This window comes from Yoonia sp. JB2-21, assembly GCF_055693545.1.
Map to the genome: position 1 here is coordinate 488150 of NZ_JBVFUC010000001.1, position 24192 is coordinate 512341.

Consider the following 24192-nt stretch of genomic DNA (forward strand, 5'->3'; position numbering starts at 1 on the left):
ACGTATCTCACTTTCATCACTACGCATAATTATCGGCACTACGTCGGTTAGCACTCTATACATCTAACGTGTTGATAATGAAATATTAAAAGTGCATTATACATCTTTGATTAGAGTTTTCTGAGTTCATTGCGCGAGTTTTTAAGTGATTATAAGAACTGAAGTGCCTCAATTGCCAAATCTATAGCAATCACCGGACGCGCCCGGTGATTGCTATTTTATATTACGCCGCTCATCTTTAAGGTTTATCACAAAGAGCACAGATCTGAGAAATCTCACAGCATTTCAAAACTGCCGAATTATTTGTTTTTTACAATCCAGCATAGTCATCCTTTCCGAACTCTAACGCGTCAAAAATAGCCGAACCGCAACCAATAGCGGCTGGCAGATTGAGTTCTGCTGCTCTGAGCGCCATATGAGATGCAGCACCGCCGTATTTTGTGACCAATCCAACAATACCCTTTGTGAATATCCAGTCATAACCGGGGTCGCAGCTTTCTACCAAGCAAATGCGACCCTGCAGGTTATCAAAAGTAGACGCTGGATCGCATCCGTTGAGACGAAAACTTTCGGCGTTTATACTTTTTTGCGATACAAAATTGGGCCTTGCAGAACCTTTCCCGACCTGAAGCAAGTCTTCGGGGTTGAATATCAATTCCGGCATCTCAAAATTACATTGGTTACGCCATGTTTGTTGTTCTGCAGAAATTATCGCCGCAAACGTGTCTCGCCGAATCTCGGCAGCTTCACCTTCGCTGGCCAATAGGTCATGGATGTTCAGATGGCCGACCCTGTCTAGACTGATACCGTACTCTTGCGCGCGTTGCTGGCAAAGGTCGAACGCTCTGTTAATGTACTTCGAAAGCTGGAATTTTAAAAGTTCGCGCGATTGGGATGCACGCCGCGTAAAATGCAAGAGAGTATCGAGACTGAAGGCATATCCCATGTCGGAGAACCTAGTGTTCAACGCTTCAACATCAGACACTGCCATGACGAACGGGGGATCTTCTGCCCCTTCATGAGAAGCGGAGGCTTCAGTGATCGAAAAATATGATTCTTCCTCGTTATAGGACTTTACCGAGATGTCATAAGTTCCTGGTCTCAAATGACCGTATCGTTCAAGATACGTCTTCTTGCTGATTGTCCCTTCTCCGAGCCGCTTGGTGTCGCGAACAAAGTCGCTCGTGATAGTTTCGACACTTCCATAAAACTTGGTATAGTCTTCTAGCGTTAACGAGCCTTCGCGCACTGCCGACTTCAATAGGGCATCGCCGACGAAAAAGCATCGTACAGCAGTCGAAAATGGTACTGCAATGTTCTTCTCGCACGCTTCAAGAAGCAAACGTAGTTTTCGCTCGATGGTATCAGTCGAACCGGTTGTTTGGTCATAATGGGCCAGATAGCGATCCGAGGCCTTGATCGCGTCACCAGTACTGGACAGTCGCGCGTTCTCCTCAAGAATGATGCTATTTGTCAGCTTAAGTAGCTGGCTGCGAAACTGCGCGATGTCTTCGTTTGTTAGACCTGCATGACAAAAGCGTGGCGCTGCGTAGGTATCAAAATCAAGGGTTAGGCATGACGGGATAACTTCGAATTCGACCTTGTCATGTAACTCGGGCGAACGTTCGAGCATGTCGATACAAGCATCAACGATCTTATGCGCCAATGCGTTTGAGGTGGTATCAGGGATGAGTGAGTTGAAACAGTTGCGAACATCGATGTAGGGGTGCCCGCCATATAGGCGTAAGAGGGAATGAGGTTTCGGATTTCGGTACCCCAGAACAGAACGACCGTCCCGCCACGCTTTGTTCAGAAAAATTGCCTCATATAGTGAAGACGCAAGCCGCTGCGGACGGCTGCCGATAATCTCGGCAGGGTTCCAGTCGCACATATCACTGTAACATGTTCGTGCACCCGCCACACTGACAGGTGTTTGGAGATCATTGTTCAGCTTGCGCAAAACCGCATCAAATGCGTTGTGGAAAGTGGTATCGTTCGCGACGGGCAGTCCGACCAAACGACGAACTTGAAGCAGAAGAACTTGCCCAGTGGCCGAGATGGCGTATTCAATATTAAGCGCATTGGAGCCGCATAACTCTTCTAGCTCCTGCGCCATATGAATAAGCTTCTTTTTCAAAGGGCTGATATCTACGGCATCGAAGGAATGGGATTTCATGATCCTTGTAATGCGACCAGTTGCTCCAGCCGTAACATTAGCCGTCTGAGAGGCTGTATCGTCATGGCTAATCACATAGTACGGTGCACCACTTGTCGGATCTCTTGTCAGGATGACGCCGCTACCTGTGGTCTGGACGGCCATACGCTGAACCATCACCTGATGATCTGTGACATCGGCGTAGGCACGATAATAGCTGTCTTGAACCCGCTTGATTGCATCGTGCAACTCATCGGGGTTCGATGAGGAAACATTTCCAACGCTTTGGAAATATCCGATCCAAGACTCGTCGCAGCCGTCCTCATCCGGCGCGGTACTTCTGACGATAACGGGACAGGCAAATCTACGCCTAATCTCTGTCGCTACAGCGACTGGATTATCATGCCAATCGCCAAGACGCACCGTACATAACTCCGGTATTTCGCTGCGATCCAGCTGCCCGAAAAGCTGCAAGAGGTTCTGTGCCTTTGTGCCAAACACAAAGTCTTGAGACATTCGTTTGTTCATCGTGGCTCTGCTCCGGCGATTGACGCATTTATGATGTCGTAGTCTGTGTTGAGCTCGAGCCGACCATCAGTGTGCAGGTGCATAGGATCCCAACCAGAGACGTAGAGGATCTTTCCATGCGATTGTTTGATCGCTGATCGAATTGCGACATCCCGTTTCGGGATCGTTTCATGTCTGACACCAAGTTGGGCGATCACGTTCTCTATTGTCACCAAATGTTCGAAGCCATTCCCGATCTTATGATCGACCCCAGGCTCAGTAAGAAGTACATGGTCGCAATGCGTACCAAGACAGTTTCCGATATCATCGCACCCTCCCGGATCACGATTCTTGTCTAAAGAGAAAACCGCAACCACGCCTTTCTCAGCCAGCGAGTGAAAGTGAAGTCTGAGCGCTGAAAGGGCATTGTCCAATGATGCTGCGGTATGAGAACAATCGTAAATGACGACAAAATCGTCATGTGCAATCTTCTCCATTCTCGCGCTTATTACCTCCATTGCACTCAGTCCTTGAATGGCTTGTCCAAGGTCTAAATCCAGGATCGAAATAACTGACAACGCCAGCAAAGAGCAGGTGAAACTCCCACGGCCGAACACGGGCAGGGAAACTTCTTCCAACTCTCCAAAACGTCGATCCCAAAGGGTGTAAGTGATCCCCTTACTCGAAAATTTGGCCGAAACGGCTGCTATCGCTGTATCTGAACTTATTTTCTCTCCTGACACAAAGACGACGTTTTCGCAGACGCTCGTAACGGCATGGGTCCCTACGTCGTCCTGATTGACGACCGCGATGTTTGAACGCGCAAATAGCTTCAACTTGGCTGTACGGTAGTTCTCCATCGTTCCATGACGATTAAGATGATCTCTGCTGAAACTCGTAAAAATGCCCAGGTCAAACGCAAGACCATCCAGCCGTCCAGATGTCAGCGCCGATGAAGAGGTCTCCAATATAACGTGATCGACACCCTCGTTCGCCATAAGAGCGATGAGCGCATAAAGTTCATCAATTGGTGGGATTGTCGCTGTCCGCTTCCCTCTTCTGATACATGTATCGTCGCAAAAAACACCAGAACTACAAATTCGACCAACACGTTCACCGCATGACCGCAGGGCATTTGTCAGAAACTCAACAGTTGTCGTTTTCCCATTTGTTCCAGTTACCCCAATCATATTAACCCTACGGCATGGATCATCGTAGAACTCTCTGAGGATTCCATCTAAATATCGATCAATATTCTGAATTAATACGAAAACGTAGTCCGTGGCACCGGATTCTTGAGGTAGCCAATCTGGATCAAAGTCATCCTGCTCGGCAATTATCGCTTTAGCACCGCTCTTGATCGCGTCACGAATGAAAATACGGCCATCAACATTTTCACCCTTTCTCGCTATGAAAAGTGCGCCGTTTTTGACCGCGCGAGAGTCTATAGTGACGTACTGCACTTCTTCCTCGCCGTTGCCATGTAATACCACGTGATCGATATCAGAGATCAGGTTTATTACTGCACTGCTGCGTATCATATTTAACTCATTTATCACGCTTAATGCCACGCTTAATGCTTAAGTGAAATCAACTTTGATTCCACTAATACGTCAATAAGATCTCTCGGGTCGCCGTATGAACGAGGTTGCTGGTCCATAGAGAGTAGCTGTTCAAACGATGATTCCAATTCAGGTCGACTAGATGGAACGCATGCGAGAAGGCAGGCTTTAGCGACTAGTGGATCAATTAGACCTGCAACTTCTGGACCCTTGACATACCAATTGTCGTTATTGATGAGAAGGAACAATGGCTTCGCAATATTCCAATCACATTCTGCCCACGAGCTTGTTGCTTCTCGTGCTGGGATCTGGCCATCGGCAGCAAAGTAATGGTGCTGCAGCTCAGTATGAAACTTAAGAGCCTCGGCCAGCCAAGCCTGGCTGCCCTCTGCCGATCCGAGGCCAAAAAGGAAGTAGGTCGAAATAAATTTTTCTCTTATTTGTAAAGGGATAGCGGAACATTTTTCAAGCCGGGCTGGTATCCATTTGCTGCGTCCATTCGCATCCCCGTGCAGGCAAAGAAGTGCTTCGATCTCTCTCCATAGCAGTCCACGAAGTGACTCAATCGATGACAGATACCTAGCATCGACCAGCGATCCACACACATCATCAAACAGATTGATAGCGACCTGGCGTTGGCGCAGAGAAACCTTTTTGTAGTATTGCTTGCGAACAATTGGATCGTGAAACCGACTCAGTCTTTGATCACCAACTAGCGCAACCGCCGATGTCAATTTCTCCATGAGCGAAACGTCGCTTGGTGAAAGTCCAATATAGCATTCGCTATCAATGAGTTCGGATATTCGATCAATCTCACTCAGAGACGCGATATATATGTCGGTCACCTTATTCTGAAAAACACCACCGGCATAGCAAGGACTCTTATTGAAGTTCTGCGATCTTGGTATCGCTACTAAATCGATATCTGAGCGGGAAGTCGCCAAGCCATTAGCAGTTGACCCGGTTAAAGCGACAACTTCTAAATCCATACATAGTAGGTTCCTGCAGTATTCTACAAGTTCATTCTGGAGATTCGCGTCAATTGGCCGATTATGCATTATGGTAACCTTTGATCTTTCAGATTAGCTGAAGATAGAGTAATCGCTACAGGCATACTTTTTATTTGACGGGAGAACTCAAATTGCGAGTCCATTTCATCGGTATTTACGGGAAAGGCGTGTCGGGTGTCGCCAAACTTGCCGCACAGAATGGATTTGAAGTTAGCGGTTGCGATAACAACTTCAATGATTCGGTTCACCGTGATTTAACCTCAGCAAACATCCGCGTATCGAACCATCATGATATTAGACATGTTGATGAAAATGATCTGATTGTCATTAGCCCGGCTACACTAAGGCAACGCAGCAAAACGCCAGAAGAAGTGACAGTCGCTATTGAACGTGGAAAGGCGATGACTTGGCAGGAATTTTTGTCGACGTATCTGATTGCGGACAAACCATGCGTGGCGGTCGCTGGAACGCACGGTAAGACGACGACAACAGCTATGCTGGGCACAATCGCAGAATCCCAGGGATTGGATCCGTCAATTCTAGTGGGGGGGCATGCATTGAATTGGCAGTCAAATAGCCGCCGCGGCAACGGAGAGATATTCGTCGTAGAGGCCGATGAATATAATGATAACTTTCTTCATTATCGGCCAGAGCTCGCATTGATCTTAAATATTGAATGGGATCATCCCGACTATTTTAAAGGTCTCGGCGAGTGTGTAAAAAGCTTTGAGAAGTTTGTAGGATGCATCAGGCCCGGCGGTGCATTAATCGTAAATTCCGGAGATGCAGGCTGTCAGTTGCTTATCGAGCGTTGTCGACAAGTGATTGATGACAATGACCTTCGTGTTTTCTCATATAATATCGGACAGTTGAATGCCCCTGTGGGTGTGGACGCCTCAGAGATCCATGGCTACGTTAAGAATGTGGCGCCCGATTGTGTGGATTTGGTTATACGCGGTGCTGTCGAGATAGAGCTGTCTCATGTTCCGATTCTTGGCGCGCATAATGCAGAAAACTTACTGGCTGTGGTCGCGACTGCTTTGGCGGCGGATTGGGACGTTGATGCGCTTGTGAAGGGTGCAAGCTCTTTTGAAGGGGTGGAAAGAAGACAGCAATTGCTGTACTCAGACAGCCGCTGCCGCGTTTACGATGACAATGGTCATCACCCATCAGCAATTGCCAAAACACTCGCTGCGCTAAGAAGTCATCACCCAGATAGTCGGATCGTAGCAGTCGTTGAACCAGCCACAGTATCGCGGACAGTTACGTTTTTTGTGCAGTATTTGAACGCCTTGAACAGTGCTGACGTAGCGATTTTCACGAAGATATATGAGGGGCGTGATGCTGGCGGAGACGTCCCGGACCTGAGGGCGCTGCTCGAAACACACAATGCGCAGGACAGAGTTTTATTCCACGAAGATCCTCGAACAACAGTCGACCATGTAACCTCGCTTGGACATGATCACGTGGTAACTATCGTCTTTGGCACTGGGAAAGCTGGAGAGTTGGCCCAATCGTTGGCGACCGCAGCGCGTGATGTACAGCCAATGCGCGTAAGGGTTTTCATGGAAAGCAACGCTTGACAACACGCCAAACGACGACCTTCACGCGATGAGAGATTTGATAACTTCGATGTCACTGAATGGAATGGTCTGGGTTCCAATGATTTGATGCGTCTCATCACCTTTGCCTAGAACCAGCACGTAGTCTTCTTCCTTACACTCAGTCAAAGCTCGGCTGATGGCTTCTTTGCGATCCAGGATGATCTCATAGTTTTTGCTTTTGCTGCCTTGTGCTATTGCGTCGGCAATCTTTGCTGGTGCCTCACTTCTTGGGTTGTCAGACGTGATGATGACGTGATCTGCAAGTTCAGTTGCTATCTTTCCCATCAATGGCCGCTTATCAATATCCCGGTCGCCACCACATCCAAACACGACGATGACCCGCCCTTTGGTGAAAGGTTTGACGCTGGAGACACAGCTTCTCATCGCGTCTGGCGTATGTGCGAAATCAACGATAGCGCGGTTGGTCTGACCGTTGACGACCTGCATGCGCCCGGGTGGGGGAAAGACATCCGAGAGAGTGGCGGCAAGATCGCTCATCCCGTATCCTGACGCATGTAGTGCAGTAAGCGCAGCGAGAATATTGTAAACATTGAAATATCCAATGAAATTGGTTTGGATATCGTTTGTCTTACCGTCAGGTGCGGTCACCGTGAATGCGACGCCGGAGCGAGCCAATCTGATGTCAGTTGCAGTAAAATCAGCAACAGGATTGTCGATGCCATAGCGGAGAATATTGGCGTTCGTGATCTGTTCAAGCCTTTTGCTTTCTTTCGCATCGGCGTTCAATACCGCCCATTTAGGTCCTTCTCCGTCGGCCGGCTGGCGCAGACTAGAAAACAGGCGTGATTTGCTAGTCAGGTAGCTGTCCATATCACCGTGATAGTCCAGGTGATCTTGCGACAGGTTGGTAAATACCGCGACGTCGAAGTCGCATCCGTGGACGCGATCCTGATCAAGTGCATGCGACGATGCCTCCATCGTCACGGTACCAATACCCTGATCAACGAGGTTTCTGAGATACTCTTGCAAGAGCGGTGCCTCAGGCGTATTGCCGCGATGAGAAATCGCAGTATTTGGCGCATTCAACCCCAGATTGCCAATATTCGCATTCGCAACGCCCAGACGGGTTAGTATTTGACTGGTTATTTGTGTAACTGTCGTTTTCCCATTTGTCCCGGTCACGCCTATCAGATGAAGGTCAAAGCTTGGATCATTGAAGAGACGACAAGCAAGCTGAGCTGTCGCTTGTCTGACATCATCGACAAATATTCTGGTAATATCATCTCTTTGAAATAATGCTTTCGCGTCGGATGGCATCAACAGACACTTGCATCCTCGTCGAAGCGCATCCTCCACGAACTCTAACCGATCTTTATTTGCACCCACCTTTCCCGGTACGCAAGCAAAAATAGAACCGTCGACCGCGGTTCTGGAGTCTAGTGAAATGGAGGTTATTTCTCTGTCGGTGAGGCCTGTGTGCTTGGCGCCTGGCAATGCCTCTAACAACTGTTTTAGCTTCAATTTCATGTTAAACATGGTCTCGCGTATTTCGATTGTCCTAAGTTGACAAGGATCTCTGTGTTGAGTGAGCCGCTCCAACGCGCGATGTCGTCCGCATCAATTTTCTTACACTTGTTTTCACCCATGATTGTCACAAGTGTATCCCGTTTAGCACCTTCGATGTTCGTCACATCAATCATCATGCTATTCCCCGCGATTTCACCAACAATCTTTGCATATTGCCCCTCCACCAAGACGTACCCACTGTGCGCAACCGATCTGGACAACCCATCGGCATAGCCGGTTGGGACGACACCAATGCGCGCGTCGGTTTTTGGTCTCCATCTGGAATATCCAAGTGCGGTACCGGCCTCTACTTCGTGGATTGTGTATAGATACGAGCGGACCTCTTTAACAGGTTTCAAAATAACTTTGCTGCTTTTCGACGCCCTGTCAGGGTATACGCCAAACAGCGCTATACCAATCCGGGACATATCAAAGTTATCGTCGGTGCCAAGCAGGGCCGCGCTGCTGCTCGAGATGTGAAATTTTATTTCTCTGTATTGCCGTTCCTCAAATCCACGCTTGATCGTTGCCAGTCTGTCAAACTGGTCGCGAATGGAGTGAGTATCACAGTCATCTGGACGCGCCAAGTGAGAGTATACGCCGGTGACATTCACAACAGGTGATTGGCCAACGCTATAAACACGGCGGTCGTTCACTGCGAAGCCATATCGTCGCAAACCCGTGTCGATCTTCAGATGAGCCGAAATCGTTTTGCCTGCCATACAAAGCCAACCCGAGACATCTTGAAAATGATCCCAATCAGCGATGGTGATTTCAAGCCTGTTGCGCACCGCAATGTCTAGTTCATCTGCCCGCGTCGGGCTCAACACGAGGATGTTCCATGGGTATCCGCTGCCGCGCAGGCGCTTGCCTTCCCGGACGTTTCCAACGGCCAGATTGCGAACGTCAAGCTTTTGCAGGTGTTGGGCTATATCAACCAAGCCATGACCATATGCGTCATTCTTTAGGACGGCCAGAATGTCACGTCGGTGTGACGCGCGCTTTAACGAGCGCAGGTTCGCTGTGAGTCTGTCGAAATCAATATGAACCGTCGCACCACCCATCTAAATTTCCTCTGCTTCATTGCTATGTTTTGATGCATTTGATTTATCGTTACTTTGCGACGTTCGTTACGAGCTCTCTGAAATACTGCCCGCGCTGTAGGTGATTTTTGAACATGTCTTTACTATTCGCACCAGGAGAGAACAGAACTGTGTTGCTTGTCCTGGGTAGTACAGAGGCGATGTGCACTGCCTCTACCAGGGTCTTTGCGAAGGATATATTTCGGAAGCCGCTGCGTCGCGCTGCATCAGAAACTTTGGGTGCTGTTTCGCCGATCAGGACCAGCTTATCTACGCTGGCAGCGATCGCCTGACCAAGTTCGTCGTAGGAGACGCACTTATCATCCTTGCCGCCACAGATAAGCGTTGGTCGATCACCGATGTGCTTTAACGCAAAAACTGTGGCACCGGGATTGGTCGCCTTGGAGTCATTATAGTACGTTACGCCGCGGATTTCGGCGACATATTCTAATCTGTGCTCAAGTGTTTGAAGGCGTGTAAGTGCATCCGATATGCAATTATCGCTCAGTCCAAGGGCCACGCCGACAGCAGCGACCGACAGGAAGTTGTCGGCGAAACTCTTGTTGTGTGGCGTCAGACCAAAGGCGATATCGCTGTGTCTTTCCGTGAGGCGTATACGGACCGCTTTGGCGGCTTCGTCGTACCAGATGCCATTTGAAAGACGATTCGAGCGACTGAACCAGACTTTTTTGGAATGGATCGACACGGCTATGCGCCTGACAACCGAACAGTCGTAATTTAGGATCGCGATGTCGTCCGGCGTCTGATTTCTCAACAGCCGTGATTTTATCTCAACGTATTGTTCCAGCGTTCCATATCGGTCCAAATGATCTTCTGTAATGTTCAGTAGGACACCAATTTTTGGCTTGAGTGTTTTCGCCATTTCCAGCTGAGCTGCACTAACTTCAAGTACGATATGTGGATAGTTCTGAATCTCTGATATGTAGTCGAAAAATGGAGTGCCTATATTACCTAATACTATTGACTGTCTGAAGGCTGCGTCGAGCAAAACGCCAAGCGCTGTCACAGTTGTCGATTTACCATTTGTTCCAGTAACGGCGATTAGATTACCGGAGTACAACTGCGATCCAAGTTCAATGTCGCCAGTAATGGGGATATTATGTTTTGTTGCTAATATCAAAGCAGGGTGTGTTGCTGCGATGCTAGGGCTGACAACAATTAAATCTTGAGAAAGGACCACTGCCTCGTCGGGCTGTGCACCAACAATCAAGGTGACCGATTCACTATTTTTGTACTTGTTCAGCGTATTACATATCTTTTTGTTATCATCGCATAGCGTCAGCTGAGCACCTTCTTGTAACAGGAAGTTTGCAACGGCGCATCCCGACTGGCCCATGCCATACACTAATACTGATCTGCCTTTGAATTTTTGCATTTTAGGATTTTAGTCTCTATCTACCGCAAAGAGATGTGCCTTCACTCCAAACACCTTAGTCCTTGATAAATCAAAGTACAGGTTGTGGTGGATCACCAGCAAACCTCCGGCATCTTTTTGCCGTTAGATCCTACTTTGGTTCTATTACGGCGGAGGCCCTTCTTCGGTGGAGCAACAAATACAGCCCCTGCATGTGCTGAGACATTTAGCTACCAAGTATTGCTTCTTGGCCTTTCCCCAAATACGGACCTTGGCGCCGCCGCAGCGAACTAACCGCTTTGTCCGCGATGCAGTCATCCAGCATTACAAAATGCTGCGCTCACGGGTCAATGCCTGCTTCGGGGAAGCTGCAATGCAACGACGGTAAGCACGATGAATGGCTGGTAAGGGCCGTTCCCAATCGCTGCGTACGGGCTCAAAGGTTCACATGCTGCATTAGCTTGATGGCCGCGAAGAGCCCAAACCTCCAAATTTCTGCGGCGCGACAATTAATGGCAGGTGAGTTGCGTGCAACCCGGACCTCCGCGTGTAATTCTGATGATTGAGACACTGGTAGGATTGGAATGCGATGCGCGAAGTTCGACTACTTGTAAGAGCAGATGACGCTGGATCGAGTTGGTCCTCTAACGTTGGGTGTCTGCGCGCCTGCACTGAGGGTATCGCGCGGAGTGTTGAGGTCATGATGCCGTGTGCATGGGCTTCGCATGCGGCGGAGATTTTGAACAAACAACCCGAGGTAGACGTCGGTATCCATTTGACCCTGACAAGCGAGTGGGACGCCGTAAAGTGGCGACCCCTCACGCATGCCAAGAGTTTAACCGATGAAAGCGGAAACTTCCTACCATTGCTGAATCCACGCGACGGTGATGGAAGGCTTTGCCTGGCAAATGTAGACTGGTCGCTCGACGAAATTGCTAATGAATTCAGGGCTCAAGTCTCGCTTGGCATCGCAAAGTTCCGAAACGCATCTCATATCAGCTCTCATATGCTGAAGCACTTCAGAGACTTCGACGCGCGGCTTGGTGAGGTTATCTCTGACCTTTGCAGAGAATTTGGCCTCAAAGACGACGCCTTTGGCCACGGGCTTCCCCGCATCGAAGGCTATCCTAAGTTCCCGAGAGACACCGATCAGAGGATCGAAGCTTTCGCCCGGCAACTCGATGAGCTTGAAGTCGGAACCTACATCTTCATCGACCATCCGGCCGTTGCGTCACCGGAATTGGGTGCAACGGGACACGATGGTTACGAGGACGTAGCCGAAGACCGAGTGACTTGTCTGGAGACGCTGACAAGCCCGATGCTGCGTGAGCGCGTTAAACAGCTTGGAATATCACTTATCAGCTACCGAGAACTTTGAATCGAATGGCAGCAAAGTCCCGCGATTTGTAAGTTCGATCAGCGTTGAATTTTGCGCCTGCAGCGAATGGCTGGTTCGACGGGCCGCACCGCAGCATGCCCGTCCTCCGGTCAAGGTCCGGAAGGGGCCGTCCGTGACAAGACGGACTGGGCAGCCCGAGAAATTGCGGCACTCGATCTAAGGGCGGCTCTGAGCCGATTGTGTTGAAAAACTCGGTTTGAGAAGCGCGATGATGTGAGTGTTTATTGTGGCTGGCGTCGATCTTATGTCATCGCGGGGCGCATTGGGCGCAGTTTGGCGAGTTTGCGGAGGTTTTGGGCGGTTGCGGCGAGGAGGAATTCGTCTTTCGCACCGTTTGGTCCGCGCAGACGCAGGCGGTCGAGCCGCATGATCTTCTTGAGATGGGCGAAGAGCATTTCGACCTTCTTTCGTCGTCTGCTGGCTTCGGCATATGCGTCTGTCTTGGCGATCTCGCGTGCCTTGTCACGCGCCGCCTCATGGACATGCCGTGAGACAATGCGGGCATCTTTGTTGGGCGTGCAGCGTTCTTTGAGGGCGCAGGTGGAGCAGTGTGTCTTGCTGGCGTAGTACCGTTTGATGCCATCCTTACTAACGCCGGTGCGCGGGGTGCGCATCTTACGCCAGTACTTCTTGAGGGGTTTGCCACCAGGGCAGGTGTATTCGTCTGTGGCTGGATCGTAGCGGAACTCGAGATTAGTGAATGTCCCGTCTTTGCGATCTGATTTGTCGATCACTGGAACGTGCGGTTCAATGTCTTGATCGACCAGCCAACCCAGCATGTTGCCTGAACCATAGGCGGTGTCCGCTGCCAGCCGGTCTGGAAAAAGATCGAACCTGTCTCGCGTGCGGGTCAGCATTGTTTGGGTTGCCCCAACCTCAGCCGGACGGATGGCGCGGGTCGCCTCGACATCCAGAATGATCGCATGGTCAGTATCGATCAGATAATTGGTCGAATAGGCAAAGAATGCTGGTCCTTTCAACGCACCTGTCCACTGGCTGGCGGGATCAGAGAAGGATGTGAACTTTGGTGTCGTATCGCTTGCGGCACCAAATGCGGCGTCATCCAATGTCTCAAGATATTCCCGCACGGCTCGCGGAACGACCGCCGGGTCGATCTGCGCGGCCTCCCATTCCGCCTTTGACGCTGAGTATTGCTTGTTGGCATCGGCCTGGATGATGCTGGCATCTATCGCAAAGGTCTCGCCGCCAACCAAACCCTCAGCCATGCAGCGCTCCACGACCGTCTCAAATAGATGGCGGAACAGATCGCAGTCACGGAACCGTCCATGCCGGTTCTTGGAGAAGGTTGAATGATCGGGGATCAGAATCTGACAGATCGAGTTTGCAGAACCAGCGATATGCGAGGTTCAGATGCACCTCTTCGCAGAGCCGACGCTCGGACCGGATGCCAAAGCAGTATCCAACCAGCAGCATGCGGATCATCAATTCCGGATCAATCGATGGGCGGCCTGTGTGGCTGTAGAAATCCGTCAGATGGGCGCGAATGCTGCTGAGGTCAACGAACCGATCAATCGCACGCAGCAGGTGATCTTGCGGGACGTGATCTTCAAGCGAGAACTCATAGAACAAGGCCGCCTGCGCTTCCTGCTTCGGTCCCATCATCGCAATCAACCTCCAGTATGAATACCGAAATTGAATCAGCGATCAGCTCGCCAAACAAGCAGAGTTTTTCAACACAATCAGCCCACTTTGACAAATGCTGCGGCAGGTACAAGTGTCGTTACTACCAAGTCTATCAGAATGAAAAGCGTACAGCCGATACCCACCATGAAGAAAGCAGATATCTTGGGGGCTTTCAATCGGGTCCGCTCTGGGCTCAAACCGGTCATCTGTGGACTTTAGTCAGGTTTTTGCGACAAGATAGCAGCACCAATGTCGACTCTGCGGGACTTTCCCAACCTTCGTTTCTCTGACCTCGCTTACGCAGCATGGCCTCGCGCTTGTGGCGCACTTTTCGCGGCGTTGCAGCTGACGTCGCCAATGCAGACATTCAACCGCGATGCCTGACTTCAAATCTAAACCGACTCTTCGATACGCGGTGAAACATCCACTACGCAAAGTGCTTGACTCGGCAAACACTTTAGAATCGGGTGGCCTCGCCAAAAGCCCTTTATGAGCGCCTTGCTAAACCCAGACCCCATGGCAGAGCTTAGTGTGCTGGCGGTGGCCGTGGCCTCGGGCACGATTGGCTATGTCTATCTCGCCCATGGCAAGCTGCAAGACTCGGGCGTTGGCCTCAAGGTGGCGAAATACAGCGGTGACTTGGTTGGCTTTGTGCAAGGGCTGATCAGTGAGCTAAAGCCGGATGTGGATGTAACCGAGAAGTGTGGTCAAGGCTGCCGCAAAGGTGACCGGGCCAAAGAACTCATTCGGTCTATCGCAGAACTGGCTAGCCACGCAGTATGGTGTTGTTTGAGGCACTGACGCTCACAGATGCAGTGATCAAAGGGCCGCCAATGAGGTTGGCCGCCGCGATGGAGTAGTAGCCAAGCTATCGTTCTTCGAAACCGTCCCAGATAGGGGCGGTTTTTTAGTAGCGACGTCCAGATACAATATGGCTCAAATTGCACTTGCAAAAGAAAAGCACTTACGAAAAGTTGTGCCAAGAGTCATGCGCTCAACCGAACTGACGAACATTGGTTTGGAAACGCCTCTCCCTGACGAGTAACCAATGAGTTAGATTGACTATATGATTTCAAGAAGAATTATCGCAGCAACCCAAGTCGCATTGCTAGTAATGGCATCTCCCGCTCTGTCACAAAATCTACGGGTCCAAGGACATGCAAGTGGCACTGTCGTCCAAGTCGAGACGTCGGGTGAACTATTGCTCAGTAACGGTCAACGGCTACACCTTTGGGGTCTTGAACTCACCGATACGGAAACTGCCCTGATGCTGCTTGAAGGGCAAGAAATCGCTTGCGCGATAATTGAACAAACACCGACCGGATTCGTTTCTGATTGCGTGTTGTTTCCTCAACGTGACGGTGTCTTGAGGTCGAGATACCAGTTGGACTTGTTCACGTGGTTGGGTGAATTTGGCGCTTATTCCTACGCATGTCAGCACAATGGACGCGCTTCACAAATCAAAGAGCACGCAAATAACTATTCCTACCAATGCACTGACGATGGCACCCCAATTCGCGCATTAAGAGCGCAACTCGACTAAGGACGTCCAAAATGACGATTTCATCACTGATTGCAGACGGCTTCATCCTCTTTGATCCAAGCGTGGACGCCCCCACCCGTATACAGTTCGAAGCAGAACTTGAAACCGTTTACGGCACGCCGACGGGCAAGGCGCTGTACGACACCCTTCGATCGGAAGGAAAGTTTCTTACCATTCACCAGACGAGCAACGGCAGTTCAGCTGAACGCGGCGTAGCCGGTGTAACCGACCTGAATATCTATATTAACCCAAATGAGAATTTAGTCGGAATTGATGGCTCGGGACATGAGTTTGACTATTCTTTGGCACGGGTCATTGCGCATGAATCCATCCATGCAATTAAAGTGGGATTTCTGGACACCACAGACGATTTGACGGGTCTGATACTCAATCCCGACTATGCAGGTCGAACAGTTACTGAGACCAACCTTATCGCCGCTGAATTGGGTGAGCCGCTCCGCGTCTCTTATGCAGGAGTGACGGGTACGACCCTTCCGACTATCTCGGGTAGTTGGACGAATGGACAGTTGGTTAACAATGTAATGATGTTGGTGTCATCCATTACTCAGGACCCCATTGGTCTTGTCGCGTTTACATTCCGGTCTCTCAGTTCATTTATGCAGCCTTTCGTTCGAAGGCCAAGGGGCTTTTGCCACCTAATGACGAGTGTCGGCGTCGTGGATTGTAGAAGCCATTAATATACTGAAATATAGCACCTTCTGCTTGGCGTCTGGTTTCCCAACGGTTGCGCCAAATCAGCTCTGCCTTGAGTGATTTGAAGAACGTCTCAACCATGGAATTGTCGTAACAATTGCCTTTTCCGCTCATTGATACCTCGAAGCCATGTTTGGACAACCGTTTCTGATAGTCGCCTGAACAATATTGCGACCCGCGATCCGTGTGATGGATGCAGCCCTTAGGGGGCTGTCGCAGCGCCACAGCCATACCCAATGCCCGGATCGCCAGATCCCGCTTCATACGATTGCTGACCGCCCAACCGATGACGCGACGGGAGTACAGGTCGAGAATGATCGCCAGATACAGCCAGCCCTCACTGGTCCAGATATATGAAATGTCGCCAGCCCACTTTTGGTTTGGACCATCAGTAGAGAAATCCTGATCCAACAAGTTTGGAGCGATATTGAAAGCATGATTGCTGTCTGTCGTGGCCTTGAATTTACGAGTTCTCACAATTTTTATGCCATTGTCCCGCATCAAGCGCCCCACACGTCGGTGGCCTACTTCTAGCCCTAGTTCCTGTAACTCTTCAGTCATCCGGGGGCGGCCGTAGCTTTGCAGGCTGAGGCGATGCTGGTCACGAATATGAGCTAAGATCACCATATCATCGCGCTGTCGCTGGCACATTGGGCGGACGCGCCAAGCACGATACCCACGTGCTGTGACCCGCATAACGCGGCACAGAAACTCAATCGGCCATTCTTCTCTCCAGGTGTCGATGAAGGCGAACCTCACCGACTTTGGCCTGCAAAGAAGATCGCCGCTTTTTAACACTTCCCTCTCCTCTCGCAGCAGGCGGACTTCCTTGCGAAGCCGCTCGTTCTCCCGTTCCACATCTTCATGAGGGCCCGACATCAAATCATCATGCTGGTGTTTCTGAACCCACTTGTTCAGCGTCGAAAGCCCAACGCCCAAATCAGATGAAACCTGAGGCCGCGTTAGGCCACTGGTCATTGCGATGCGCACTGCATCACGTCGAAACTCGTCAGTGTATCTCGTTGCCATTCCTTGTCTCCTTCATAGCAAACATTGCTCGAAAGAGACCGGAACTAAACCGTGACAAGACCAAATGCGACGCGGTCGCTATCGTGCCCGAACCGTTTGTCAACACCGATATGGTTCGCCAATTCGCGGCTCAAATAATAGTCAAGCGATCTGTAGGACAGCCGGGCGAAGAAATCGCGCGCCAGTGCCGAGAACTCCCGCCCTCCCGAGAACGACGCCAAGGCTTTTCGGACCTCTTGGGGTGTTGGCTCAAAGAGCGTAGGCAGCTTGTCTCGTAATTGAACCGACAGGCTTTCCAAAAGTGCCGTCCGTGCCAACTCTCCAGCGTCGGAGGAATGACCTTGATCGAATGCTCGTTGATTGATGGCCGCATTCAGCCCAGCCAATAAGCCCGTGACAGAACTCAACGCGTCAGACGGCAGACCAAGTTCGGCCATCTCGGCTTCAAACCCAGGCGCACGCGCCAAAAGAGGCAACTGGACAAGAAGTTGGGTTACAGATTGGAAGAAAGGATCATCTGAAGCGCGCTTCAGGTCCAACTCAGACGCGCGCGCTGCCGCTTCCGCAATGCTCTCGACACCGGCATTTGAATCGAGCAAGCCAATGACATCACGCCATTTCTTTGACTGCTGCAACGTTCCGAGCCTAATATGACCCATCAAGTCCTCCCAAACTTAGGATAGCGTGAAACGGGAGGCTAAAAAATGCAAAATAAATATGGCCGCATCTGCTTACCCAGCGCTTACCCTAAAACAAGCGTTGATATCAAAAAATCAGCTAAGTTATTGAAACAAATGGTGCCCCCACACGGACTCGAACCGCGGACCTACTGATTACAAATCAGTTGCTCTACCAGCTGAGCTATAGGGGCACTGGTGCTTTGCGGCACCTATCCGGCACTGCGAATGCGCGGCGTATAGCAGGGGAAAACGCCAGAGCGCAATGGTGTTTTCGCACCACGCAACATAAAAAATGAACCCAACATCGCACCGCAGGGACACGGCGCCGGAATCTTGCTTTCGCGTACCGCAATTCACCCTATGATGCCCCGACACATCGCACAAAAGGCCCATCATGCAGATCGCATTTCATATCGGCGCAAATTGCACGGATGAAGATCGGCTGCTGAAATCCATCCTGAAGAATGCCAATGCACTGCTCCAACAAGGGATCGCGGTGCCTGGTCCTGGCAAGTATCGCAAGTTGATACGAGAGGCGATCCAAGGGTTGGATGGTGCGGCCCCCGCGCAGGACGCGCGTGATGTCTTGGTTGATGCAATTGTGGAAAATGACAACATTTCGCGGCTGGTCCTCAGCAACGACAATTTTATCGCAATACCCAAACGTATTTTTGACCACAGCGTGTTTTATCATCAAGCAGAAATGAAGGTGCGCGGGCTACATCAGCTATTTCCCAATGATGAAATCTCGTTGTTCTTTGCGTTGCGAAATCCGGCCGGCTTTTTGCAAGACACGGCGACCCGCGCAGCCGTTGGCAGCCTTCAGCAATATCTGGGGGTTTTACCCCCCATCGACGTGCGGTGGTCTGATGTCATTCGTAGGATCAAGTTGGCGGCTCCCCAAACACCGCTTTATGTTTGGTGCAATGAGGATACGCCACTGATCTGGGAGGAGTTAATCCGTCTACAGTCAGGCATTTCGCCACAGACAGGGATTACCGGTCAATATGATGTTTTGAACAACATCATTACGCAGGAGGGCATGCAAGTTCTGGCAACGCGCATCGCGGACCTGTCGTCCGGGGATATCGAGGCGCGCCAAGAGGTGATAGCCGATGTCATCGAAGGTTTTGCCGTTCCGGACAAACTGGAAGACAGCATTGATCTTCCGGAACTCGACGAAGCCGTCGTGTCCTTGATGACAGAGGCCTACGAGGAAGATTTGGAGATCATCGCCGAGATGGAAGGTGTGGATCTTATCCTTCCATTCGACTGATGCTTACATGCCCAGCGCCGCCTTGTACATTTCCATCACCGCTTCTTCCTCGGCCAGATCGTTCGCGTCACGCTTGCGAATAGCGACAATCTTGCGCAGGACCTTGGTGTCATAACCACGGCCTTTCGCCTCGGCCATCACCTCTTTTTGTCCGTCTGCGATATCTTTCTTTTCCGCCTCCAGCCGCTCATAGCGCTCAACGAATTGGCGGAGCTCTTGTCCGGCAACGGTGCTTGCTGTGTCAATCACGGAATCGTTCATTTCTGCTCTCCTGAAGGGGTTGTCATTGACTAGCCCCTGCCCTCGAAACCCGCAACCCTTGCGCAGCACAACGCTGCACGATAAGTCCGGCAAAACTGCGGAGTGATCATGGAAATCATCGTCTGGATTGGTGCGGCGCTGTCGGTCGCGGGCCTCTGCGGCATTGCCTACAGTATCGTCGCTGTTGCACGGGCGAAACGTGCAGGCCTGACGGATGACGCTTTGCGGGAACGGATTTCAAAAATCCTGCCGGTCAATCTCGCAGCCCTTTTTGTCTCAATGATCGGCCTGATGGCCGTCATTATCGGTGTCATGCTGGGCTAAAGCTCTGCACCCTCGTGCATTACGATGCTGGCCATTGCCGCCAATGCCGGCACAGCCGCGCCGTATTTGCGCGCCATCGCAGGGTTTGACGCATTGCCTGCCGCTGCGCGTGCGGCCACGCCCGCTAAAATGGCCGCAAGCCGAAAAAATGCGAAGACCAGATAAAAGGGCCAGTTGTCTATCTGTCCCAAGCCACGTCTCGCGGCATAGTCCGCGACGTAAGCGGTCTCGCTTGGCAGTCCAAGTGCCGCGCGATCAACGCCCGCCAAACCTCGCATGTCACCCTGATTTGGCAGCCGCCACTGCATGCATTGATAGGCCAAGTCGGCCATCGGATGACCCAATGTCGACAGTTCCCAGTCCAATACACCAGCTATCTCGGGCGCATCTGGCCGAAAGATCATGTTATCTAACCGCCAGTCACCATGCACCAATGCCACTTGACCATCGTCGCTTGGCATATTGGCACCCAACCACGCCATGATCTCTGACATCGCGTCGCTTGGCGCGTCGACCGACGACCGGTACTGGCTACTCCATCGGTCCAACTGGCGTGCAAAGTAATTCCCCGGCTTGCCATAATCACTCAAACCAACAGCATTCGGGTCAACGTCATGCAGCGCTGCCAAAGCCCCATTCATCGCATCATAAATCGCCGCGCGTTCACTTGCGTGGCAGTCTGGCAATGCCGGATCCCAAAAAATGCGCCCGGGCAGAAATCGCATCACAAAGAACGCGCGTCGACTGGGCGAACTCTCTGCACTTGTCAGGTGCAACATTTCGGGCACCGGCACATTGGTCCCTGCCAAAGCCTGCATCACCCGGAATTCACGATCGACCGCGTGTGCAGACGGCAGCAAACGACCGGGTGGTTTGCTGCGTAGCACATAGGTCCCGCTTGCGGCATCCAGTCTAAATGTTGGATTTGACTGTCCGGTGCCAAACTTCGTCACGTCTTGCAGCCCCTCAAATTCCGGAATGGCATCTGTGAGGTAAGAATTCAGATCAGCAAGGCTGACCCCGAGATTTTGCGCGGCTTCCTTCATGCAGCCATTAGGGCCACCTGCCCCGGTTTGTGCAACCCATTGATTGACACCCCAGCCGCGCGATGCACGATAGGATCCAGATTGGTAGAGGTGAAAAGATGGATCTGGGACAGACCGAGCGGCTTAAACCCGTTCTCGCCGCCGTAAAGGCCATGATCACCGATGAGATCGCGCCGGTCGACGAAGAATTTCTTGCTGAAGTCGATGTCGGTGACCGCTGGGCTTTTACGGATCGTCAGGTTGAAATCCTAGAAGGTCTAAAGGCAAAGGCGAAAGAACGCGGTCTTTGGAATTTCTGGGATACCTTCCGCGATGGACCGCAGCTCAACACCGTTGAATACGCATATCTTGCCGAAGAAATGGGCAAGAGCCATCTTGCCGCAGAGGTCTTTAACTGCAACGCACCTGATACTGGCAATATGGAGGTGTTCGCCCGCTACGGTACTGAGCCGATGAAGAAGCAGTGGCTAGAGCCATTGATGGCCGGTTTGATCAGATCCGCCTACCTGATGACCGAGCCAGATGTCGCAAGCTCGGACGCGACGAACATCGCGATGCGCTGCGAAAAAGATGGTGATGAATACGTCTTGAATGGGCAGAAATGGTGGGCGACAGGTGCAGGTGACCCACGCTGCACGGTCTATATCGTCATGGTGCGAACACGGTTCGACGGACCAAGGCATCAGCAACACTCGATGGTTGTCGTTCCTGCCGATACGCCAGGCATCATGAAACTGCGTGCCATGGAAGTCTATGGGCATGATGATGCGCCGCACGGTCACATGCACTTCCGCTTTGAGAATGTGCGCGTCCCTACGCAAAACATGTTGCTGGGCGAGGGCCGTGGATTTGAAATTGCACAAGGGCGTCTGGGACCGGGCCGGATCCACCACTGTATGCGCGCGGTCGGTCAGGCCGAGAAGGCACTGGAGCTTATGTGCGAAAGATCCGTCGCGCGTCAGGCGTTTGGTAAGCCGCTTGCGCAGTTGGGCGAAAACTTCGACATCATCGCCAAGGCGCGTATGGACATCGAGCAAGCCCGCCTCTTGTGCCTGAAAGCTGCGTGGATGATGGATCAGGGCGACAAGCGTGCAGCTGCCCCCTGGATCAGCCAAATCAAGGTGGTTGCACCGCAAGTCGCATTGGATATCACCGATCAGGCCGTCCAGATGCATGGCGCAGCGGGCGTGTCGCAAGATACACCACTTGCCCGGCAATGGACGCACTTACGCACCCTAAGACTGGCAGATGGACCCGATGCTGTGCACCGCAGGCAGGTCGCCCGCGCCGAGTTGGCAGGTTACGTGACAGGGCAAAACAGCTCGTAGAGACGCTCAAGAAGCGGACGTACGCGTGGATCCGCCAGCCTGTAGCGCATGCTGCGACCATCCCGATTGCACGCAACCAACCCTTCGTTACGCAATCTTAGAAGCTGGCCGGAGACATAAGATTGGCTCGCGCCCAGCGCGGCCTCCAACTCGCGTACTGTGAGATCCCCGGGCACAAGCGCGCACAAGATCCGCAACCGGCCGGCGTTGGACAGCGATTTTAACAGGTCGGCTGCCTCCGCCGCCGCTGCATCCATGGGATCAGCCAAAGTTTGCACAGGGTTTTCCATGGCTGACAGATAACTCTCGCAATAACACATTTCAACATTGAAATGTTTCGCAAACCGATTACTTTATAGGCAAAGGAGATCAGATATGAAACCTGATGTGAAAGCCTTCTTCGACGATGCCACCAATACGGTGTCGTACATTGTGCGCGAACCTGACGGGCGGTCCTGCGCGATCATCGACAGTGTATTAGACTATGATCAGGCGTCAGGTCGCACAAATACCCAGTCTGCTGATGAAATCATCGCGTGGGTCAAGTCAGAAGACCTCCGGGTGAAATGGATCCTCGAAAGCCATGTCCATGCTGATCACCTGTCTGCGGCTCCTTATCTACAAGAACATCTGGGGGGTCGGATCGGCATTGGATCACAAATCACCGTGGTTCAAGACACATTCGGGAAAGTATTTAACGAAGGCACCGCATTTCAACGGGACGGGTCACAGTTTGACGCCCTGTTTAACGATGGTGACAGCTTTCATGTCGGCCAAATGCGCGCCGATGTGATGCACACGCCTGGACACACCCCCGCCTGCCTGACCTACGTCATCGGCGATGCCGCATTCGTTGGGGATACATTGTTCATGCCTGATTTTGGAACAGCACGGTGCGATTTCCCGGGTGGATCGGCCGAGGATCTGTTTGCATCGATCCAAAAAATCCTGACCTTGCCAGATGATACCCGGATCTTTGTTGGCCATGACTACAAGGCACCCGGTCGGGATGAGTTCGCTTGGGAGACAACTGTGGGCGAACAAAAGGCGCTGAATATCCACATCGGCGAAGGCCGCCCGATGGAAGATTTCGTCTCGATGCGTCAGGAACGGGACGCGAAACTCGGCATGCCGAGACTGATCTTGCCGTCCTTGCAAACCAACATGCGCGCAGGGCACCTCCCCGAGCCTGAAGACAACGGGAAACGTTACTTCAAAGTGCCGATCAACACGCTCTAGACCACTTAGAACAATAGGAAAATACCATGCCACTCGATTGGTTATTGGGGCTCGCCGGTGGCGTGCTTATCGGAACTGCAGCCGCTGTGTTCCTGCTTGTGAATGGGCGGATCATGGGGGCGTCCGGCATTATCGGCGGTCTTGTCGACGGCAGCGGCCGCCATGATTGGGTCGAGCGTGCTGCACTCATTGCCGGACTGCTCATCGCGCCAGCAATTGCTGCAACGGTGATGGGAAATGCCGAAACGCATTTGACAACCAATTGGGCCGTGATCATTGCCGCTGGCCTTTTCGTCGGAGTTGGCACACGTCTGGCCAACGGCTGCACGTCGGGGCATGGCGTATGCGGTATCTCACGCCTCTCCTTAAGAGGGATCGTTGCAACCGTTTTCTATATCGGGGCGGGCGGCCTGACAGTAGTATTATTCAAACACATTCTGGGGATGATATGATGCGAGCCCTTGTTGCATTTGCGGTCGGCGCTTGCTTTGGTTTGGGGCTGCTGATTTCAGGCATGACGGATACGACCAAGGTTCAAGGCTGGCTTGATGTTTTTGGTGATTGGGATCCAACACTCGCTTTTGTTATGGGTGGCGCGATTGTACCAATGGCTATCGCATGGCGCATGACGAAAGCGCGCAAACCACTGCTAGCCGCGAACTTTCCTAACCCCCGGAACCCAGATTGGGACGTGACCTTGCGTTGGGCTCTACATTTTTTGGTATCGGCTGGGGCCTGTCGGGCCTGTGTCCTGGACCAGCGATTGCTTCACTTAGCTTCGGCGGAGCAAGTGGCCTGATCTTTGCGATTGCGATGTTCCTTGGCATGGTGCTAACCCCCGCCCTACGCAGCTGGCTGGACCATCGGGCGGTAGCCGTTTAGAGACA

At 51.7% G+C, this 24192-nt stretch carries 21 protein-coding genes, 1 tRNA gene and 2 pseudogenes; 10 read left to right on the forward strand and 14 right to left on the reverse strand.

The genetic code is table 11. From position 1 onward, the window contains the following. Positions 1-310 precede the first annotated feature (310 nt). The 3 genes from ACZ1G5_RS02395 to ACZ1G5_RS02405 are packed head-to-tail and all read right to left on the reverse strand — an operon-like array spanning position 311 to position 5213. Positions 311-2683: a PEP/pyruvate-binding domain-containing protein gene (locus ACZ1G5_RS02395; RefSeq protein WP_472731337.1), complete on the reverse strand. Its 2373-nt coding sequence runs from the start codon at positions 2681-2683 to the stop codon at positions 311-313. Beyond that, positions 2680-4203 (reverse strand): Mur ligase family protein, encoded by a 1524-nt coding sequence (locus tag ACZ1G5_RS02400; RefSeq protein ID WP_472731338.1) that lies wholly within the window; start codon positions 4201-4203, stop codon positions 2680-2682. Before ACZ1G5_RS02400 ends, ACZ1G5_RS02395 begins: the two co-directional genes overlap by 4 nt. A gap of 32 nt (positions 4204-4235) precedes the next feature. Then, entirely contained in the window at positions 4236-5213 is a 978-nt protein-coding gene (locus ACZ1G5_RS02405; protein ID WP_472731339.1) for a hypothetical protein, read from the reverse strand. A gap of 152 nt (positions 5214-5365) precedes the next feature. Between ACZ1G5_RS02405 and ACZ1G5_RS02410 the strand changes: the two genes are divergently transcribed. Then, positions 5366-6817 (forward strand): UDP-N-acetylmuramate--L-alanine ligase, encoded by a 1452-nt coding sequence (locus tag ACZ1G5_RS02410; RefSeq protein WP_472734258.1) that lies wholly within the window; start codon positions 5366-5368, stop codon positions 6815-6817. Between the two features lie 21 nt (positions 6818-6838). Here ACZ1G5_RS02410 and ACZ1G5_RS02415 read toward each other — a convergent pair whose 3' ends face one another. The 3 genes from ACZ1G5_RS02415 to murD are packed head-to-tail and all read right to left on the reverse strand — an operon-like array spanning position 6839 to position 10843. Next, positions 6839-8326 (reverse strand): UDP-N-acetylmuramoyl-L-alanyl-D-glutamate--2,6-diaminopimelate ligase, encoded by a 1488-nt coding sequence (locus tag ACZ1G5_RS02415; protein ID WP_472731340.1) that lies wholly within the window; start codon positions 8324-8326, stop codon positions 6839-6841. After that, entirely contained in the window at positions 8323-9429 is a 1107-nt protein-coding gene (gene alr / locus ACZ1G5_RS02420) for an alanine racemase (protein WP_472731341.1), read from the reverse strand. Before alr ends, ACZ1G5_RS02415 begins: the two co-directional genes overlap by 4 nt. Positions 9430-9478: 49 nt before the next feature. Next, positions 9479-10843, reverse strand: a complete 1365-nt coding sequence (murD, locus tag ACZ1G5_RS02425; RefSeq protein WP_472731342.1) for a UDP-N-acetylmuramoyl-L-alanine--D-glutamate ligase — start codon at positions 10841-10843, stop codon at positions 9479-9481. Between the two features lie 568 nt (positions 10844-11411). On the opposite strand from murD, the gene ACZ1G5_RS02430 reads away from it, so the two are divergent. After that, complete coding sequence (locus ACZ1G5_RS02430) at positions 11412-12200, forward strand: ChbG/HpnK family deacetylase (protein WP_472731343.1); 789 nt, start codon at positions 11412-11414, stop codon at positions 12198-12200. Between the two features lie 263 nt (positions 12201-12463). Here ACZ1G5_RS02430 and ACZ1G5_RS02435 read toward each other — a convergent pair. Both ACZ1G5_RS02435 and ACZ1G5_RS02440 read right to left on the reverse strand, forming a co-directional pair. Next, positions 12464-13844: pseudogene (locus ACZ1G5_RS02435) on the reverse strand (IS1182 family transposase). 77 nt (positions 13845-13921) lie between these two features. Further along, positions 13922-14071, reverse strand: a complete 150-nt coding sequence (locus ACZ1G5_RS02440) for a hypothetical protein (RefSeq protein WP_472731344.1) — start codon at positions 14069-14071, stop codon at positions 13922-13924. Between the two features lie 310 nt (positions 14072-14381). Between ACZ1G5_RS02440 and ACZ1G5_RS02445 the strand changes: the two genes are divergently transcribed. Both ACZ1G5_RS02445 and ACZ1G5_RS02450 read left to right on the forward strand, forming a co-directional pair. Then, on the forward strand, positions 14382-14666 hold the full coding sequence (locus ACZ1G5_RS02445; RefSeq protein ID WP_472731345.1) for a hypothetical protein: 285 nt from the start codon (positions 14382-14384) through the stop codon (positions 14664-14666). A 753-nt stretch (positions 14667-15419) separates the two neighbouring features. Continuing rightward, positions 15420-16106, forward strand: coding sequence for a hypothetical protein (locus ACZ1G5_RS02450; protein WP_472731346.1), 687 nt, complete (start codon positions 15420-15422; stop codon positions 16104-16106). Here the strand turns inward: ACZ1G5_RS02450 and ACZ1G5_RS02455 are convergent. From ACZ1G5_RS02455 to ACZ1G5_RS02465, 3 genes are all read right to left on the reverse strand, one after another. Then, a complete protein-coding gene (locus tag ACZ1G5_RS02455) occupies positions 16024-17151 on the reverse strand; it encodes an IS3 family transposase (RefSeq protein WP_472731347.1) in 1128 nt (375 codons plus the stop codon). The two genes, ACZ1G5_RS02450 and ACZ1G5_RS02455, sit on opposite strands and share 83 nt — an antisense overlap. A gap of 44 nt (positions 17152-17195) precedes the next feature. Next, a complete protein-coding gene (locus ACZ1G5_RS02460) occupies positions 17196-17810 on the reverse strand; it encodes a hypothetical protein (protein ID WP_472731348.1) in 615 nt (204 codons plus the stop codon). 136 nt (positions 17811-17946) lie between these two features. Continuing rightward, positions 17947-18022: transfer RNA gene (locus ACZ1G5_RS02465), tRNA-Thr, on the reverse strand. Positions 18023-18225: 203 nt separating this feature from the next. Between ACZ1G5_RS02465 and ACZ1G5_RS02470 the strand changes: the two genes are divergently transcribed. After that, a complete protein-coding gene (locus tag ACZ1G5_RS02470) occupies positions 18226-19107 on the forward strand; it encodes a hypothetical protein (protein WP_472731349.1) in 882 nt (293 codons plus the stop codon). Positions 19108-19110: 3 nt separating this feature from the next. Here the strand turns inward: ACZ1G5_RS02470 and ACZ1G5_RS02475 are convergent, their stop codons facing one another. Continuing rightward, positions 19111-19368 carry a DUF2312 domain-containing protein gene (locus ACZ1G5_RS02475; protein ID WP_472731350.1) on the reverse strand — a complete coding sequence of 86 codons (258 nt, stop codon included), beginning with the start codon at positions 19366-19368 and terminating at the stop codon, positions 19111-19113. 108 nt (positions 19369-19476) lie between these two features. On the opposite strand from ACZ1G5_RS02475, the gene ACZ1G5_RS02480 reads away from it, so the two are divergent. Next, complete coding sequence (locus tag ACZ1G5_RS02480; RefSeq protein WP_472731351.1) at positions 19477-19692, forward strand: hypothetical protein; 216 nt, start codon at positions 19477-19479, stop codon at positions 19690-19692. Here ACZ1G5_RS02480 and ACZ1G5_RS02485 read toward each other — a convergent pair. Beyond that, on the reverse strand, positions 19689-20738 hold the full coding sequence (locus ACZ1G5_RS02485) for a phosphotransferase family protein (RefSeq protein WP_472731352.1): 1050 nt from the start codon (positions 20736-20738) through the stop codon (positions 19689-19691). The two genes, ACZ1G5_RS02480 and ACZ1G5_RS02485, sit on opposite strands and share 4 nt — an antisense overlap. 98 nt (positions 20739-20836) lie before the next feature. On the opposite strand from ACZ1G5_RS02485, the gene ACZ1G5_RS02490 reads away from it, so the two are divergent. Then, positions 20837-22066, forward strand: coding sequence for an acyl-CoA dehydrogenase family protein (locus tag ACZ1G5_RS02490; RefSeq protein ID WP_472731353.1), 1230 nt, complete (start codon positions 20837-20839; stop codon positions 22064-22066). Here the strand turns inward: ACZ1G5_RS02490 and ACZ1G5_RS02495 are convergent. Then, positions 22039-22356 (reverse strand): ArsR/SmtB family transcription factor, encoded by a 318-nt coding sequence (locus ACZ1G5_RS02495; protein WP_472731354.1) that lies wholly within the window; start codon positions 22354-22356, stop codon positions 22039-22041. The genes ACZ1G5_RS02490 and ACZ1G5_RS02495 overlap by 28 nt on opposite strands. A gap of 85 nt (positions 22357-22441) precedes the next feature. On the opposite strand from ACZ1G5_RS02495, the gene ACZ1G5_RS02500 reads away from it, so the two are divergent. The 3 genes and pseudogenes from ACZ1G5_RS02500 (at position 22442) to ACZ1G5_RS02510 (ending at position 24187) form a co-directional block, all read left to right on the forward strand. Then, positions 22442-23305, forward strand: coding sequence for an MBL fold metallo-hydrolase (locus ACZ1G5_RS02500; protein ID WP_472731355.1), 864 nt, complete (start codon positions 22442-22444; stop codon positions 23303-23305). Between the two features lie 26 nt (positions 23306-23331). Then, the gene (locus tag ACZ1G5_RS02505) at positions 23332-23757 is read left to right on the forward strand and encodes a YeeE/YedE family protein (protein ID WP_472731356.1); all 426 of its coding nucleotides are present in this window, start codon (positions 23332-23334) and stop codon (positions 23755-23757) included. Continuing rightward, a pseudogene (locus ACZ1G5_RS02510) lies at positions 23757-24187 on the forward strand (DUF6691 family protein). The gene ACZ1G5_RS02505 and the pseudogene ACZ1G5_RS02510 overlap by 1 nt, the downstream one beginning before the upstream one ends. Positions 24188-24192 lie beyond the last annotated feature (5 nt).